This is a genomic window from Limnohabitans sp., from assembly GCF_031538885.1.
In the GTDB taxonomy this organism is placed as follows: domain Bacteria; phylum Pseudomonadota; class Gammaproteobacteria; order Burkholderiales; family Burkholderiaceae_C; genus Limnohabitans.
The window spans coordinates 1-15596 of record NZ_JAVKLW010000007.1; the positions used below are offsets into that span (position 1 = coordinate 1).

The 15596-nt window shown below is 57.6% G+C and carries 14 protein-coding genes and 1 pseudogene; 14 read left to right on the forward strand and 1 reads right to left on the reverse strand.

Annotated elements, in window-relative coordinates; all coding sequences use genetic code 11:
• The 13 genes and pseudogenes from RMS03_RS00490 to RMS03_RS00550 all read left to right on the forward strand — a co-directional run.
• Positions 1-210 (forward strand): annotated as a pseudogene (locus tag RMS03_RS00490) (LysR family transcriptional regulator); the annotation flags it as partial.
• A 106-nt stretch (positions 211-316) separates the two neighbouring features.
• Positions 317-1054 (forward strand): FadR/GntR family transcriptional regulator, encoded by a 738-nt coding sequence (locus RMS03_RS00495; protein ID WP_310625170.1) that lies wholly within the window; start codon positions 317-319, stop codon positions 1052-1054.
• The gene (locus RMS03_RS00500) at positions 1051-1983 is read left to right on the forward strand and encodes an SMP-30/gluconolactonase/LRE family protein (protein ID WP_310625171.1); all 933 of its coding nucleotides are present in this window, start codon (positions 1051-1053) and stop codon (positions 1981-1983) included. Before RMS03_RS00495 ends, RMS03_RS00500 begins: the two co-directional genes overlap by 4 nt.
• A complete protein-coding gene (locus RMS03_RS00505; RefSeq protein ID WP_310625172.1) occupies positions 1980-2912 on the forward strand; it encodes a YncE family protein in 933 nt (310 codons plus the stop codon). Before RMS03_RS00500 ends, RMS03_RS00505 begins: the two co-directional genes overlap by 4 nt.
• A gap of 29 nt (positions 2913-2941) precedes the next feature.
• Positions 2942-3979, forward strand: coding sequence for a 4-hydroxythreonine-4-phosphate dehydrogenase PdxA (locus tag RMS03_RS00510; protein ID WP_310625173.1), 1038 nt, complete (start codon positions 2942-2944; stop codon positions 3977-3979).
• A gap of 53 nt (positions 3980-4032) precedes the next feature.
• Positions 4033-5229: an L-rhamnonate dehydratase gene (locus RMS03_RS00515; protein WP_310625174.1), complete on the forward strand. Its 1197-nt coding sequence runs from the start codon at positions 4033-4035 to the stop codon at positions 5227-5229.
• A gap of 8 nt (positions 5230-5237) precedes the next feature.
• Positions 5238-6173: a dihydrodipicolinate synthase family protein gene (locus tag RMS03_RS00520; RefSeq protein WP_310625175.1), complete on the forward strand. Its 936-nt coding sequence runs from the start codon at positions 5238-5240 to the stop codon at positions 6171-6173.
• 37 nt (positions 6174-6210) lie between these two features.
• A complete protein-coding gene (locus RMS03_RS00525; RefSeq protein WP_310625176.1) occupies positions 6211-7662 on the forward strand; it encodes an aldehyde dehydrogenase family protein in 1452 nt (483 codons plus the stop codon).
• A gap of 6 nt (positions 7663-7668) precedes the next feature.
• On the forward strand, positions 7669-8466 hold the full coding sequence (locus RMS03_RS00530) for a cytochrome b561 domain-containing protein (protein WP_310625177.1): 798 nt from the start codon (positions 7669-7671) through the stop codon (positions 8464-8466).
• A 17-nt stretch (positions 8467-8483) separates the two neighbouring features.
• The gene (locus RMS03_RS00535) at positions 8484-9575 is read left to right on the forward strand and encodes a sn-glycerol-3-phosphate ABC transporter ATP-binding protein UgpC (protein ID WP_310625178.1); all 1092 of its coding nucleotides are present in this window, start codon (positions 8484-8486) and stop codon (positions 9573-9575) included.
• 41 nt (positions 9576-9616) lie between these two features.
• Positions 9617-10948, forward strand: coding sequence for an extracellular solute-binding protein (locus RMS03_RS00540; protein WP_310625179.1), 1332 nt, complete (start codon positions 9617-9619; stop codon positions 10946-10948).
• Between the two features lie 97 nt (positions 10949-11045).
• On the forward strand, positions 11046-11921 hold the full coding sequence (locus tag RMS03_RS00545; RefSeq protein WP_310625180.1) for a sugar ABC transporter permease: 876 nt from the start codon (positions 11046-11048) through the stop codon (positions 11919-11921).
• Positions 11922-11968: 47 nt separating this feature from the next.
• Positions 11969-12796: a carbohydrate ABC transporter permease gene (locus tag RMS03_RS00550; protein WP_310611246.1), complete on the forward strand. Its 828-nt coding sequence runs from the start codon at positions 11969-11971 to the stop codon at positions 12794-12796.
• 28 nt (positions 12797-12824) lie between these two features.
• On the opposite strand, the gene RMS03_RS00555 is transcribed toward RMS03_RS00550, so the two are convergent.
• Positions 12825-14189, reverse strand: a complete 1365-nt coding sequence (locus RMS03_RS00555; protein ID WP_310625181.1) for a carbohydrate porin — start codon at positions 14187-14189, stop codon at positions 12825-12827.
• A 139-nt stretch (positions 14190-14328) separates the two neighbouring features.
• Between RMS03_RS00555 and leuC the strand changes: the two genes are divergently transcribed.
• Positions 14329-15596 (forward strand): 3-isopropylmalate dehydratase large subunit (gene leuC, locus RMS03_RS00560; protein ID WP_310625182.1); only part of this gene is annotated, 1268 nt, incomplete at its 3' end.

Below are 15596 nucleotides of genomic sequence, written 5' to 3' on the forward strand. Positions count from 1 at the left end.
ATGAAAAAAAGCTTCAACCTCAGCCGCTTCGACTTTGTCACCCTTCGCCTCTTTTGCGCGGTGGCGCAAAGCGGCAGCATCACCAAGGGGGCAGAGGCCTGCCATTTGGCGCTGTCGGCGGCGAACAGACGCTTGTCTGACTTTGAGTCCGCTACGGGCTCGCAACTGCTGGAGCGCAGCCAAAAAGGCGTGCAACTCACCCCAGCGGGGCGACCAAGGGTTTTCGATAGCTTCACATCCTGCACACTGGTATAGAATACATACCAGTAGACCAATTTGTACTGTTGTGACAACAAAAATAAAACTTTTAGACAGGATGCCAGGCGGCGAACAAGGTATTCGTAAACGCACCGTACGCGATCAGTTAGCAGACAAGCTCAGCTACATGATTCATAGTGGCCTCTTGCAATCGGGTGATGATTTGCCATCCGAACGCGAATTAAGCAACACACTGAAGGTCTCCCGCGAATCGGTGCGCAGCGCCATTGCTGTTTTGGCTGATCGAGGGATGGTCGAGGTCTCACAAGGCTCACGCACACGCATCGTCGGTACCGCAGGCTTGACCTTGGTGGATTCGGTGCGCTCCATGTCAGCCCTCAAAACACAACATCCCAATGTGGTCAACGAAGCACGCGAGCAGATTGAGGCGCAAGTAATCCGCTTAGCCACCGCACGCATCAGCGAGGCCGACTTGAAACACATGCACAACTTGGTGGATGCGCAAAAGCAAATGCTCAACGACCCTGTGGCGTTTCAAATCTCAGATCGAGAGTTCCACAGCACGCTGTACGCCGCTTGCGGCAATCCTTTGCTCACCAACTTCGTCTCAGACCTGTATGACTACGCGCTGGACTTTCGTCGCCAAGCCTTGCAGCGGCCAAACACAATCACCCAGAGCGTGCAAGACCATGAGCGCATCGTCAAAGCATTGGGCACACGCAACGCTCAAAAAGCCGAACAGGCCTTGGTCTCGCACTTGGAGCACATCCATCAAAGCACCGAGGCGGTCATGAATCCAGCATCCAAAGCCAAGCGGAAAGGTTCACGGTCATGAGCGCACGCATGGACATCTTCGACCCACGCGTTGCGCCTGTGGTGCGCGGGATGACGTTTGAAAAGCTCTGCACGGGCGCGGTCTGGGGCGAAGGGCCTGTGTGGCTCGACAACACACAGTCACTGCTGTGGAGCGACATACCCAACAATCGCATGCTGAGCTGGAATGAAACAGAAGGCCTGAGCGTGTGGGCGGATCAGGTCGAGTTCACCAATGGGCATTGCCTAGACAACGATGGCAGCTTGCTGCACTGCTCACATGGGCAACGCGCTGTGGTGCGCACACCGCTGGTGAACGGCCAGCTCAAACGTGACACACCCATGCAAGTTGTGGTTGACCGTTATCAGGACAAGCGCCTCAACTCACCCAATGACGTTGTGGTCAAACGCAACGGCAGCATCTGGTTCACCGATCCGCCTTACGGCATCTTGTCGGACCGCGAGGGCCATCAAGCCACACCCGAGCAAGCTGCCAATCACGTCTTCAGGTTTGACCCAAAAACACAAAGCCTCCAAGCGGCGACGGACTGGCTGGATGAACCCAATGGGCTGGCATTTTCCCCCGACGAAAAGCGGCTGTACGTGTCTGATACTTCAGCCGCGCTGCGTCCAGCAGGGCAAGGCCATCACCACATCGTGGTGTTCGAGGTGGACGAACAAGACCAGCTCAATCACCCGCGTGTGTTTGCAGACATCAATCCTGGCTTGGCCGATGGGTTTCGCATCGATGCGCAAGGCTGGCTCTACACCTCCAGCGAGGACTCGGTGCAGATTTACCACCCCGACGGCAGTCACATGGCCAAGCTGTACGTACCAGAAAAAGTGGGCAACCTGACCTTTGGCGGCCGCTTGCGCAACCAACTCTATGTGGTGGCCAGCAGCTCGCTGTACCGCATCACCCTCAACACCCAAGGAAACCCAAGCGTATGAGCCGCGAAATCTTGCTATTGGTTGAAAAATGCAGCCACGCCTTCAGTTTTTACAACCTCCAAACAGGTCAGCGCGAGACGAGTGTGGCGCTGCCAGAGTACCCACACGAATTCGTCGTCGACCAAGCGCAACGCTATGCCTACGTGGGCCACTACGGCATTGAGCACTCGGGCATCAATGGCGCTGGGGGCCACCATGTGTTTCAGATTGACTTGCACGAACGCCGCTTGGTACGCAGCATTGATTTAGGGCATTACAACCGCCTGCACGGCATGCAAATGGACGCGCAGGACCGGCTGTATGTGTTGAGCGAAGAAAAATCGGCTTTGCTGGTCTTGCCTGAGCCGCAAACCGACAACGCGCCCAGCCGTGCCATCAGCAGTGGTGGGTTCAAAAGCCATTTGTTCGCGCTCAGTCGCGATGGACAAACCGCCTACTGCATGAACCTGCTCAGCCACACAGTGGCCAAAGTACGGCCTTGGGAGCCCATCCACACTCCCGTGCTCTGTAGCCCTGGCCTCAAACCTGAAGGCTATGCCTTGAGCGAGGATGAACAAACCCTGTTTGTCACCAACCGCATTAGCCAGACCTTGGCGGCCATTGACACCGCCACCATGCAGGTGCGCTTGTCGGTGCCTTCAAGACAAGACCCTACGCGCCTGTATCTACACCCTGATGGACAACGACTCTTGGTCACCAACTATGGCGAGCGCAGCATCTCCGTGGTAGACCCCCTCATCCTCCAAGAGCGCGCACACGTGCCCACGGGGGGGCGTGCCATCGCCCTGTCCTACCACCCCACACAGCCCTTGGCTTATGTCTCGCTGGACGATGACCGAGTGGGCATCTTCAACCTGGACATCTGCGCTTTTGTGGACTATCTGAAAACACAACGCGAACCCGATGTCTCCAAAGTCGTCACGCTGTAACGCCTACGTCTACTTACAAGCTCTTCACCATGAACACAACCACTCACACCGATCACCATCGCCCAGTCGTGGCGCTGACCCTGGGCGACCCAGCAGGCATTGGCCCTGAGCTGATCGCCAAACTGTTGGCGCAAAGCGATGTGCGCCAACGTGCCAATGTCGTGTTGGTGGGTGACCCTTGGCTTTGGGAGCAAGGCCAACAAGTCGCGGGGCTGCGCGTGTCAGTAGAACCCGTGGATGACTTGGCCAAGGTGCGTGCGCGCGCCCACATGGAAATGCCTGCTTTCTTGGCCATGGACACCGTCCAACCCCAGCAGGTACAACGTGGCGTGGCGGGTGCTGCGGGCGGACAATCGGTCTTGAAAGTGCTGGATCTGTGCATGGACGCCACCTTGGCCAACCACATTGATGCCATTTGCTTTGCCCCGCTCAACAAACAGGCCATGAAGATGGGCGGCATGCCGCATGAAGACGAGTTGCATCACTTTGCCGCGCACTTGAAGGTAAAAGGCTATTTTTGCGAATTCAACACCTTGGGCAAGATTTGGACATCGCGCATCTCGTCACACATCCCCCTCAAAGACGTGTCGCAGTGGGTGCAAAAGTCTCGCATCCAAGATGCCACACGCCTGATCTACCGCTCCTTGCAAGCCAATGGTGTGGCGTCCCCTCGGGTTGCCGTGGCGGGCTTTAACCCACACAACGGTGACGGTGGCCTATGCGGACGCGAAGAAGTCGACACCATCATCCCTGCCGTGCAAGCGTTGCAGGCAGAAGGACTGTGCGTGAGCGGCCCTTACCCCGCTGACACGATTTTTTTGAAGGCACGCGATGGCGATCTCGACGCCATCGTCACCATGTACCACGACCAAGGCCAAATCGCCATCAAGCTCATGGGCTTTTCACAGGGGGTGACGGTGCAAGGCGGCTTGCCCATCCCGATCACCACCCCCGCGCACGGCACGGCCTACGACATCGCAGGCCTTGGCAGTGCCAACGTCAGCGCGACCGCCAACGCATTTGCCATTGCTTGCCGCATGGGCACCGCGTTGCGTATGCCCGTGTAACCCTAGTCATCACGCCCCTACATTTTTTTCACTCACACTGTTAAGGACTCCTTATGAAAATCACCGCCATACGCGCCCGTGTTTTTGAATGGAAAGGCAAAACCGTTCCACCTCAAGGCAATTTTTGCTCTAACGCCATGGACTTGGTCTACACCAATGCAGCCAGCCAACATGCGTCTGGCAAAGACACCATGAACACCTTTCGTTTTCATGGCTGGACGGTCGTAGAAGTCGAAACAGACAGTGGCATCGTCGGCTTGGGCAACGTGGCCCTCGCCCCCAAAATTGCCAAAGCCATCATCGACGAATACCTCACCCCGTTGGTGATGGGCCAGGACCCGTGGGACTACGAGTACCTCAACCAGCGCATGTACCGCGCCACCCATGCGTGGGGCCGCAAGGGTGTGGCGATGGCGGCGATTTCCGCGATTGACATTGCGCTCTGGGACATCTTGGGTAAAAGCGTGAACAAGCCCGTCTTCAAACTCTTGGGGGGCCGCACCAAAGAAAAAATTCCTTGCTACTACAGCAAGCTCTACCGCACAGACCTCAAAGACATGCAGGCCGAAGCCAAGCAGTTTCTCGATCAAGGCTTTCGCGCTTTCAAAATGCGCTTTGGGTATGGCCCACAGCATGGTCAACAAGGGGTGGTCGAAAACCTCAAGTCGGTCGAGGCGGTGCGTGAAGTCATTGGCTATGACAACGACCTGATGCTGGAGTGCTATATGGGCTGGAACCTAGAGTACGCCAAACGCATCTTGCCCAAGCTCGAAAAATACCAACCCCGTTGGCTGGAAGAGCCCGTGATTGCCGACGACATCGACGGCTATGCCGAACTCAACCAACTCACCAGCATCCCCATCTCTGGCGGTGAGCACGAGTTCAGTCTGTACGGCTTCAAGCAACTACTAGACCGCAAAGCGGTCAGCGTGGTGCAGTACGACACCAACCGCGTCGGCGGCATCACCATGGCGCACAAGATCAACGCCTTGTGCGAAGCCTACAGCGTGCCCGTCATCCCCCATGCGGGCCAGATGCACAACTACCACCTCACCATGAGCAGCCTCAACTGCCCCATGAGCGAGTACTTTCCCATGTTCGATGTGGAAGTGGGCAACGAGCTGTTCTATTACATCTTCGATGGCGAGCCCGTGGCCGAAAAAGGTTTCTTGCAACTCGACGATAACAAACCTGGTCTAGGCTTGAGCCTCAAGACGGAATTCCTTGACCAATTCACCATCACTGAATGAGGCCTGACATGCCCTTGCAAAAACAGCATCAACGTCCTTACCGCGGCGTGTTTCCAGTCGTCCCCACCACCTTCACCGACAGCGGCGAATTGGACTTGGACAGCCAACGGCGCTGCATCGACTTCATGATTGATGCGGGTTCGACGGGACTGTGCATTTTGGCCAATTTCTCGGAGCAATTTGTACTCAGTGACGCAGACCGCCAAGTCCTCACGCGCTGCATTTTGACGCACGTGGCGGGTCGCGTGCCAGTGATCGTGACCACCACCCACTTTGGCACCCGCATCTGCGCCGAGCGCAGCCGCGAAGCGCAAGACCTGGGCGCGGCCATGGTGATGGTGATGCCGCCCTACCACGGCGCAACGATTCGCTGTAGCAACGAAAAAATCTACGAGTTCTACGCACGCTTGTCGGACGCCATCGACATCCCCATCATGATTCAAGACGCGCCCGTCAGCGGCACCACCTTGTCCGTCAGCTTGCTGGCCCAAATGGCCAAAGAGATTGAGCATGTCAGCTACTTCAAGATCGAAACTGCGGGTGCTGCCAGTAAATTGCGCGAGCTCATTGCCGCAGGTGGCAGTGCCATTGAAGGCCCTTGGGATGGTGAAGAAGCCATCACCTTGCTGGCCGACTTGGATGCAGGCGCCACAGGCGCCATGACAGGTGGTGCGTATCCCGACGGCATCCGCACCATCATTGACCCGTACCTCGCAGGCGAACGCGAAGCCGCCGTTGTCGCCTACGGCAAATGGTTGCCTCTGATCAACTATGAAAATCGTCAGGGCGGCATCCTCACCGCCAAAGCATTGATGAAAGCAGGCGGCGTGATCGCTTGTGAATCGCCACGCCACCCCTTCCCCGACATGCAGCCCGCTGTGCGCACGGGCCTGCTTGACGCGGCGCGACGCTTAGACCCACTGGTCTTGCGTTGGGCATCTTGAACTTCTATCGAACCTCTACGCAACAGCCCCCTCTGATATGAACACCGCACACCTCAATTTCATCGACGGCGCTTGGGTCACAGGCCCCAGCGTTGCCAGCAACATCAACCCCAGCCACTTGGACGATGTGATCGGTCACTACACACAAGCAGAGGCCAGCCATGTCCACCTCGCCGTGGATGCGGCGCAACGCGCGTTTGCGGGATGGTCCACCAGCGGCATTCAGCAGCGCAGCGATGCGCTGGACAAAATCGGGACGGAAATCCTCGCTCGCCGTGAAGAACTGGGGCGCTTGCTCTCGCGTGAAGAGGGCAAGACCTTGCCAGAAGGCATTGGCGAAGTCACCCGTGCAGGCCATATCTTCAAGTTCTTTGCGGGCGAATGCTTGCGTCTCGCAGGCGAAACACTGCCCTCGGTACGTCCTGGCATTGGCGTGGAAATCACCCGCGAAGCATTGGGTGTGATTGGTTTGATCACGCCATTCAACTTCCCCATCGCCATTCCAGCCTGGAAGATCGCCCCCGCGCTGGCCTATGGCAATTGCGTGGTGTTCAAGCCTGCCGATTTGGTCCCTGGTAGTGGCTGGGCCTTGGCCGACATCATCAGCCGCAGCGGCATTCCCCCCGGTGTGTTCAACCTCGTCATGGGCGATGGCCCGCTCATCGGGCAAGCCTTGGTGCAGCACCCTGACATTGCGGGCATCAGCTTCACAGGGTCTGTCGGTGTGGGACGTCGTATCGCGCAAGACTGCGCACAACTCGGTAAAAAAGTGCAGCTCGAAATGGGCGGCAAAAATCCGCAAGTCGTGCTCGATGATGCCGACCTACCCAAAGCCGTTGAACTGTGTGTCCAGTCGGCCTATTTTTCAACAGGCCAGCGCTGCACGGCATCGAGCCGACTGATCGTGACCGAAGGCATTCACGACCGCTTTGTGCAAGCCATGGAGGCGCGCATCGCCACCCTCAAAGTGGGCGATGCCCTGGCGTCAGGCACCGACATTGGGCCCGTAGTGTCGCAACGCCAACTGGCACAAGACCTGTCTTATGTCGCCATCGCGCAGACCGAAGGCGGCGTCTTGGCCACGGGTGGATTGCCCACCGAGTGCCACACGGGCAGCAAGCACTCAGGCTATTTCATGCGTCCTGCGTTGATCACTCAAACCACGCCCGAGATGCGCATCAACCGCGAAGAGGTCTTCGGCCCCGTGGCCAGCGTCATTGCCGTGCGCGACTACGAACACGCTTTGAGCGTGGCCAACGACACCGAGTTTGGTTTGTCGGCAGGCATTGCCACCGCCAGTTTGAAACACGCCACCCACTTCAAGCGACATGCACAAGCAGGCATGGTGATGGTGAACCTCCCCACAGCTGGGGTGGACTACCACGTGCCCTTTGGCGGGCGCAAAGGCAGCAGTGCGGGGCCGCGCGAGCAAGGCCGTTATGCCGCCGAGTTCTACACCACCGTCAAAACGGCCTACACGCTGGCCTGACCCATCATGGACACCCTGACCCACGCATGGCAATGGCTGAGCAGTCCGATCTCGGGCAACAACCAGCACCTCATCGCGCCTGCCGTTTATTGGCATGCCCGCGTCATGGTGCTGGCCTGGGGTGTTTGCTTGCCTGTGGGTGCGTTGATGGCGCGTTACTTCAAAGTCACACCCAAGCAAGACTGGCCACGTGTGCTTGACAACCAAATGTGGTGGCACGGCCATCGCGGTTTGCAATACACAGGCGTGTTGCTGATGAGCTTAGGACTGTTTCTGGTGTGGAGCAGCAGCGATGCGGGCGCATCGCCTATGTCGAATGTTTCGAATGTTTCAAATGTGGCGCGGCTGCACCACGTTCTAGGCTGGTGCGTGCTGATCTTGGGCTGGGCCCAGATGCTGGGCGGCATCTTGCGCGGCAGCAAAGGCGGCCCCACAGACCCACACATGGCAGGCGACCACTACGACATGACCCGCTGGCGCGTGGTGTTCGAGCGTCTGCATAAAAGCCTGGGTTGGCTGGCCATCGTGCTGGCAGTGCCTGTCATCTTGCTGGGCTTGCTGAACGCAGACGCGCCCCGTTGGATGTTGGGCCTGCTCATGGTCTGGTGGTCGGTTTTACTGGCCGTCGCCGCCCACTGGCAACGACGCGGTTACTGCATGGACACCTACCAAGCCATATGGGGCACAGACCCCCACATGCCAGGCATGCAAGGCGCACCCATTGGATGGGGGGTTCGTCGCACACAACAGCATCCTTGGCGTTCTGTAGCACCCCCTACGCCCCCCACGTCGTCTCGTTTTTAACCCTTACGGAGCCCATCATGGCAGGACTTGAAATCAAAAATGTGGTCAAACGCTTTGGCGATGTGACCGTGGTCAAACAAATGAACCTGTCGGTTCAAGAAGGCGAATTTGTCGTGCTCTTGGGCGAGTCGGGTTGCGGCAAAAGCACCACTTTGCGCATGATCGCGGGCTTGGAAGACGTGACCGAGGGCCAGATACTGATCGGCGAGCGCGACGTGACGCATCTGCCCCCCATGGCACGCGACATTGCGATGGTGTTTCAAAGCTACGCGCTCTACCCTCACATGAACGTGAAGGAAAACATGTCGTTTGCGCTGCGTTTGACGGGGCGGCCCACCCACGAGATTGACGAAAAGGTCAACGCAGCCGCCAAAATTTTGAACATTGAACACCTGCTGCACCGCAAACCCAAAGACCTCTCGGGCGGGCAGCGCCAGCGTGTGGCCATTGGCCGCGCCATCGTGCGTGAACCCCAGGTCTTTTTGTTTGATGAACCCTTGTCCAACCTCGACGCCAAGCTACGCGGCCATATGCGCGCCGAGCTGGCTGTCTTGCACGAGCGCTTGGGTAAGACAACCATCTACGTCACGCATGACCAGGTAGAAGCCATGACCTTGGCCTCGCGCATCGTGATTTTTGACAAAGGTCAAATTCAGCAAGTGGGCACACCCACCGAAGTCTTTACCCGCCCTGCCAGCGTTTTTGTGGCGGGCTTCATCGGCATGCCGACGATGAACTTTTTCAAAGCCCGCTCTGTTTTCAAAGAGGGCCAACACCTGCTGCAAGGCGAAGGTTTTGCGTTTACCGCACCCGAGTGGTTGACCCAACAGCCCCCAAGCCCAGAGCAAGCCTTGATGGTGGGCTTGCGCCCACAACACTTGAAGGCTTGCGCCCCAGACAGCGGCCAACTGAGTTTGCGGGTGGATGTGGTGGAGTACTTGGGCACAGAAAGCCAAGTCGTGGGGCACTTGCAAACCCCCAGTGGGCAGCGCGTCTCCGCCATGTTGCCAGGCAATGTGCAAGCACTGCTGCATCAGCCTTTAAGTCTGACATTTGCAAGCGACGACTTGCATGTGTTCGACACCGAGACAGGCCAAAGCCTGCGTTGATTTCATTGACAGCTTCCCTTAACCACTCTCAGGAGACAACCATGCAAAGACGCGACTTCATTCAAACCAGCGCCGCCACCGTTTTCGGTGCGGGCTTTTCCTTAAGCGGTGCCCATGCGCAAAACCGATATGCCAAGTACGCAGGGCAAACGGTGACTATGAGCATTCCATCACACCCGCACTACGACGCTATGCTCAAAATTTTGCCCGAGTTCACCAAAGAAACAGGCATTAAGGTGGAAACCGACCGCTTGGCGATCGGACGCATGAAAGACAAACAACTCCTCGAAATGTCCAAGCCCAAAGGCGATTACGACTTGTGCTGCTATGTGGTGATGTGGAAGACCGAGTACGTCTCCAAAAACCTGGTGCATGAGCTTGAGCCCTTCTTCAAAAATGCAGCCATCGCCGACCCTGCTTACGACCTGAAAGACATCATCCCGATTTACCTTGAAAACTTAGGCCTCGTGGGTGGCCCCAAAGGCTATCTGGCAGGCCCAGGCGCCAAGCTGTACGGACTGCCCTATGGTGCGGAGACATCAGTACTGGCTTACCGCAACGACATCTTTGCCAAACACAACCTCAAAGTGCCAGAGAACTACACGCAATTCCGTGAACTCCTGCACACCCTCAAAGACAAAGAAGGCATTGGTGCGCTCGCCTCGCGCGGCCAAGCAGGTCACCAAGCCGTCCATGCGTGGTTGCTGCACCTCAACCCGCTGGGTGGCAGTGTGTTTGATGCCCAATGGCGTCCCCGCTTCAACGACAAGGCAGGCATTGACGCCCTCAAGTTTTTGCAAGAGGTGGTTGCCACAGGCCCCGCTGGCATTGCTGGCTACGGCCAGGGCGAGAGCAACACCGCCTTCTTGCAAGGCCAAGCCGCGATGTACTTGGACAGCACCTCACTGGCAGGCTTGGTCAACGACCCCAGCAAATCCAAAGTGGCAGGCAAAGTCAGTTGGGCGCTGCACCCCATGGGTGCGCGCCGCGCCTCGCAGTCGGGCGGTCTGGGTTTGACCATTCCCAAAAACGCCAAGAACGCCGATGCTGCCTTCTTACTCATGCAATGGCTCACCTCCAAGCAACAAGACAAAGCCGTCACACGCGTGGGCGGTGCCCCCGTGCGCAACTCCACCATGAGCGATGTCGATTTGGTGCGTCAGTACCCCGAGTTCATCACCTTCAAAGAAGCGCTCAAGTACTCCAACCCTGACTGGCGTCCCATCATCGCGGTGTGGGACAAGATCAACGTGCAAGCTTTGGGTGTGGGCATTTCGGAAGCGCTGACGGGCAAGAAAACAGCCGAAGCCGCACTCAACGACTTGGTGGCCCCCGTCACCCAAATCATGCGAGAAGCGGGTTACAAGGTTTAAGCCCCACGTCAGATCGCTGCATAACGCGGCATAACGCGGCAGCGGTCTGACATCCATCGCAGATTGCCAACACCCTCCCCTACCCAGAGAACCCATCATGCGTACTCCCTCCTGGATTCCCGTTTTTTACGTCGGGCCTGCTGCCCTCATCATGGTGGCAGCCTGCTTGTACCCCGTCATCTCAGCGTTTCACTTGGGGCTGTTTGACTGGAGTATGGGCACGCCGTGGAGCGAAGCCAAATGGGTGGGCATCGACAACTTCATCTCGGCTTTTCAGCAAGCGCGTGTTTGGTCCTCGCTTTGGACCACCCTGATTTTTGCGGCGGTGTGCGTGAGTGCCGAAATGGTGCTGGGCATTGCACTGGCCTTGGCGCTGGAAAAGCCCGTGCGCGGCACCGCCTTCTTTCGCACCCTGTTCATCTTGCCGATGATGATTGCCCCAATCGCTGTGGGCCTAGCTTGGCGCTACATGTTCGACGCGCAGTTTGGTCTCATCAACGCGGTGTTGGTGGTGTTGAATATTTCACCGCAAATTTGGCTGGCCGACCCGACACTTGCTTTTGCGGCCATCGTCATTGCCGACATTTGGCAGTGGACGCCCTTTGTCTTCATCATGATGGTGGCGGCACTCGCCAGTGTGGACGGCTCGGTGATTGAAGCCTCACGCATTGACGGGGCCAACTGGTTCCAGATGACGTTTCGCATCAAGCTGCCCATGATCATGAACGTGATCGCCATCACCTTGATGATGCGTTTGATCGATGCCTTTCGCGTGCTCGAAGTCATCTACGTGCTCACCTTCGGGGGCCCAGGCGACTCCACCGAAATCTTGGCCTTGCACATTTACAAAACAGCATTCATCGGGCAACAACTGGGCGTGGCCGCCGCGATTTCGGTGCTGCTGCTGATCGTCGTGGCCTTGCTGTCGTGGTGTGCGCTACGGCTGTCCAACCCACTCAAGAACGACCGCTGAACCCCTCGCACCTCTCACACTTTGAACGACTTGCAGAAAGCCTCCACATGACAAAACGCTCGCCGCTGCACAGCAGTCTGCACTACACGATGCTGATCGCATTGGCCATTTTGTGCGTGGCCCCTATCGTGGTGATTTTTGTCACCAGCTTGCGCCAACAAGTGGACATTTTTGCCGACCCACTGAACTTCTTGTTCACGCCGACCTTGGAGAACTACCGCGCCGTGCTTGAAGAAGACAAATTCGACCGCTACTTGATGAACAGCTTGTTCGTCGGCCTTGTGTCCACCGTCATCACACTGGTGTTGGGCTGCATGGCCGCTTATGGGCTCGCACGCTTTCGCTTTCAGGGGCGCAACACCGTGGCCTACACCACCTTGCTGCTACGCACTGTGCCGCTCGCCGTGTTGGCCATTCCCGTGTTCATGATCTGGAACGAGTGGCATTTGGTCAACAGCCTGTGGGGACTGGTGCTGCTCTATGTCGCCGTCAACCTGCCCTTCACGATCTGGTTGCTATACGGCTTTGTGTTGCAAGTGCCGATTGAGTTGGAAGAAGCTGCGGCCATTGATGGTTGCGGCCCCGTGCGCGTGTTCACCCAAGTGCTGCTCCCCCTCATGGCCCCTGGGCTCGCGGCAGCTTCTATCTTTACTTTTCGAATCGCATGGAACGAATTCATCTTGGCGCTTGTGTTGACAGACCGAGGCACGCGCACCCTGCCTGTCGCGGCCTCGCTGTACATCACCGACATGGGGGTGGACTGGGGCCGTGTCATGGCCATGGGAAGCTTGATTGCGATTCCGCCGCTGATATTCACCTTCGTCGCAGCGCGGCAGATCATCACGGGACTGACCGCAGGCGCAGTCAAAGGTTGAACGCTCTGTTGTCGGCGCTGACGCCCGCTTAAAACTCAGCGTGAAAACGCAAGGCATACACATTCAAGGGGCCACGGTCTGCGTTGTAGGCCGGGTTTTGAATGCGTTGGTAATCGGTGGTCAGCCAAGTGCCCCGCATCATTTGAAAGCTGTAGAAAGCCTCCAAAATTTGCTCGGGCTTGTAATTCAGGGTTTGCGTGGCACTGGCGGCATCGCCAATGAAATACGACATACCGCCTGCTGCCAAAAAGTCCCTGCGCTCAGGCGACAAGGTGTTGTGCATGAAGGCCACGCCCACCGAATCCTCGGTGCGCCCCCACAAGCCACCTTTGAACACGAGACCAGTTGACAAGGAGCCATCCGCTTCGGTGAACGCATAAGTCTCGGTGCGGCCGTCGGCCTTCATTGCACGCAAGAAAAAGCCCACGCTCGGTTGAATCGCTTGCTCGATGTTCACGCCCAAACCGTATTTGATTTTTTCGCCACCACGCACAGCAATCAGCGCATCGGGCGTGGTTTGCACACCTTGTTGCGATTGCAACCATTGCGTGGCGTCGTTGAAGCTCGCCACCTGCGCACGGTTGCGCCAGGCCAGCACGCGCACCTTGCCCAGCTGGTCGGCCAGCATGTGACCACGCTCTAGTTCTACTTGGTCGCCGTAGTGTTTGCCCAGAGCAAAGTCCACGGGTAAGCCGTTGGGCTCTTTGGGGCCCGTCATGCGGCCAAAGCGCAGCACCCAGTTGTCTTGGTACCACTCGCCCGCAAAGCCCCAACCAAAACCACGCGCATCGGCAGCGTAGTCGTAAGAGGCATACGTCCAATTGCCCCAGTTCATGAACTGGGTGCGTGGGTCTTTGGCATAGGCGTTGTCGTCAAACACATCGAGCGTGGAGAAGTTGCCTGCGGTCAACACAAAACGGTTCTTGCTGACCCAACCTGCCATTTGGTTGAAATCGGGCTCGACCTGTTCTTGCTCGCCACCACGGTTCCATGTTTGTCGCACAAACAAGCGCTGGCGGTACAGTTTGGGGCTGCTGCCACCCGCACGCGTGATCTCGCCATTGGTAAAGCCACCTAGCCCCACCAAGTTGCCAGAAAACGGAATGCCTGAAGCCACCTCGGGATTGAAATACAACTCACCGTCTTGCCAAGGGCGAAAGCCCCAGTGCGCCGTGGTGCTGAAGGTGTACATGCGCTCGCTGTGCGGCGACAGGCTGTTGGTACCCGAATAATTGGCCCTGAACGCATCGTGGTGTTGCCAGTTGTAAGTGAGTTGGTAGCGAGCCGTGGTGTCCTCAGTCTCATCCACTTCTGCGGGACTGGCCCACGTGCCCACCGCAGCCAAGCTGCACACCACGCAAGCCGTGTGTCGTTGAAGCGAAAAGAGGGACATAGAAAAAAAGTAAACGTAAGACCGAAGAAACACAGCAGCGAGTGACCGATGCTTCATTGTAGGAAGGCTTTATTTCATTTCCGTGAATCTGCGCCACCGATCCCGCATAAAATCGCAGGCTTCCATTTAAGGAAGACTCATGGGACGCACGCTTTACAACAAGATTTGGGACGAACACGTCGTCCACACCGAAGAAGACGGCACATCCATCCTCTACATCGACCGCCATTTGGTGCACGAAGTCACCAGCCCGCAAGCGTTTGAGGGCATTCGCCAAGCGGACCGCACGGTCTGGCGCGTCAGCTCCATCGTTGCCACCGCCGACCACAACACCCCGACTACAGGCTGGGAGTTGGGCTATGACGGCATCACCGACCCCATCAGCAAAGAACAAATCACCACGCTGGACAGCAACATGGCCGAGTTCGGCTCTGCCGCGTTCTTCCCCTTCATGTCTAAGCGCCAAGGCATCATCCATGTGATTGGCCCTGAAAACGGTGCCATCCTGCCCGGCATGACCGTGGTGTGCGGCGACAGCCACACCTCCACCCACGGCGCGTTTGGTGCATTGGCCCACGGCATTGGCACCTCAGAGGTAGAGCACGTCATGGCCACGCAAACGCTGTTGGCCAAAAAAGCCAAGAACATGCTCATCAAAGTCGAAGGCACGCTGGCCAAAGGTGTGACGGGCAAAGACGTGGTGCTGGCCATCATCGGCAAGATCGGCACCGCCGGTGGCACGGGCTACACCATTGAGTTTGCGGGCTCTGCCATTCGCTCACTCAGCATGGAAGGCCGCATGACAATCTGCAACATGGCCATCGAGGGCGGCGCGCGCGCGGGTCTTGTGGCGGTGGACGACAAAACCCTTGAGTACATCAAAGGCCGTCCCCTCTCGCCTGGCTTCGATGCGAAAACTGGCCAGTTTTCGGGTGGCGCGGAATGGGACCAAGCCGTGGCGTACTGGAAAACCTTGCACTCAGACGCAGACGCGTACTTTGACGCTGTGGTGGAGTTGAAAGCCGAAGACATCTTGCCGCAAGTCACCTGGGGCACCTCACCCGAAATGGTGCTCGACATCAACGGCATCGTGCCCGACCCCGACAAAGAAAAAGACGCCAACAAACGCGGTGCGATTGAACGCGCCTTGACCTACATGGACTTGCAACCGGGCAAAGCCCTCAACGACTTGTTCGTGGACAAGGTGTTCATTGGCTCTTGTACCAACAGCCGCATCGAAGACATTCGTGAGGCTGCTGCCTTGGTCAAAAAACTCGGCCAGAAAGTGGCCAAAAACATCAAGCTGGCGATGGTCGTGCCCGGTTCCGGCTTGGTCAAAGCACAAGCCGAAGCCGAAGGCCTGCACGAGATTTTCAAAGCCGCTGGCTTTGAGTGGCGCGAGCCCGG

Excerpts from the sequence above, each read along its gene's own strand:
- RMS03_RS00495 (WP_310625170.1), top strand. The coding sequence starts at position 317 with ATGCCAGGCGGCGAACAAGGTATTCGTAAACGCACCGTACGCGATCAG.
- RMS03_RS00500 (WP_310625171.1), top strand. The coding sequence starts at position 1,051 with ATGAGCGCACGCATGGACATCTTCGACCCACGCGTTGCGCCTGTGGTG.
- RMS03_RS00505 (WP_310625172.1), top strand. The coding sequence starts at position 1,980 with ATGAGCCGCGAAATCTTGCTATTGGTTGAAAAATGCAGCCACGCCTTC.
- RMS03_RS00510 (WP_310625173.1), top strand. The coding sequence starts at position 2,942 with ATGAACACAACCACTCACACCGATCACCATCGCCCAGTCGTGGCGCTG.
- RMS03_RS00515 (WP_310625174.1), top strand. The coding sequence starts at position 4,033 with ATGAAAATCACCGCCATACGCGCCCGTGTTTTTGAATGGAAAGGCAAA.
- RMS03_RS00520 (WP_310625175.1), top strand. The coding sequence starts at position 5,238 with ATGCCCTTGCAAAAACAGCATCAACGTCCTTACCGCGGCGTGTTTCCA.
- RMS03_RS00525 (WP_310625176.1), top strand. The coding sequence starts at position 6,211 with ATGAACACCGCACACCTCAATTTCATCGACGGCGCTTGGGTCACAGGC.
- RMS03_RS00530 (WP_310625177.1), top strand. The coding sequence starts at position 7,669 with ATGGACACCCTGACCCACGCATGGCAATGGCTGAGCAGTCCGATCTCG.
- RMS03_RS00535 (WP_310625178.1), top strand. The coding sequence starts at position 8,484 with ATGGCAGGACTTGAAATCAAAAATGTGGTCAAACGCTTTGGCGATGTG.
- RMS03_RS00540 (WP_310625179.1), top strand. The coding sequence starts at position 9,617 with ATGCAAAGACGCGACTTCATTCAAACCAGCGCCGCCACCGTTTTCGGT.
- RMS03_RS00545 (WP_310625180.1), top strand. The coding sequence starts at position 11,046 with ATGCGTACTCCCTCCTGGATTCCCGTTTTTTACGTCGGGCCTGCTGCC.
- RMS03_RS00550 (WP_310611246.1), top strand. The coding sequence starts at position 11,969 with ATGACAAAACGCTCGCCGCTGCACAGCAGTCTGCACTACACGATGCTG.
- RMS03_RS00555 (WP_310625181.1), bottom strand. The coding sequence starts at position 14,189 with ATGTCCCTCTTTTCGCTTCAACGACACACGGCTTGCGTGGTGTGCAGC.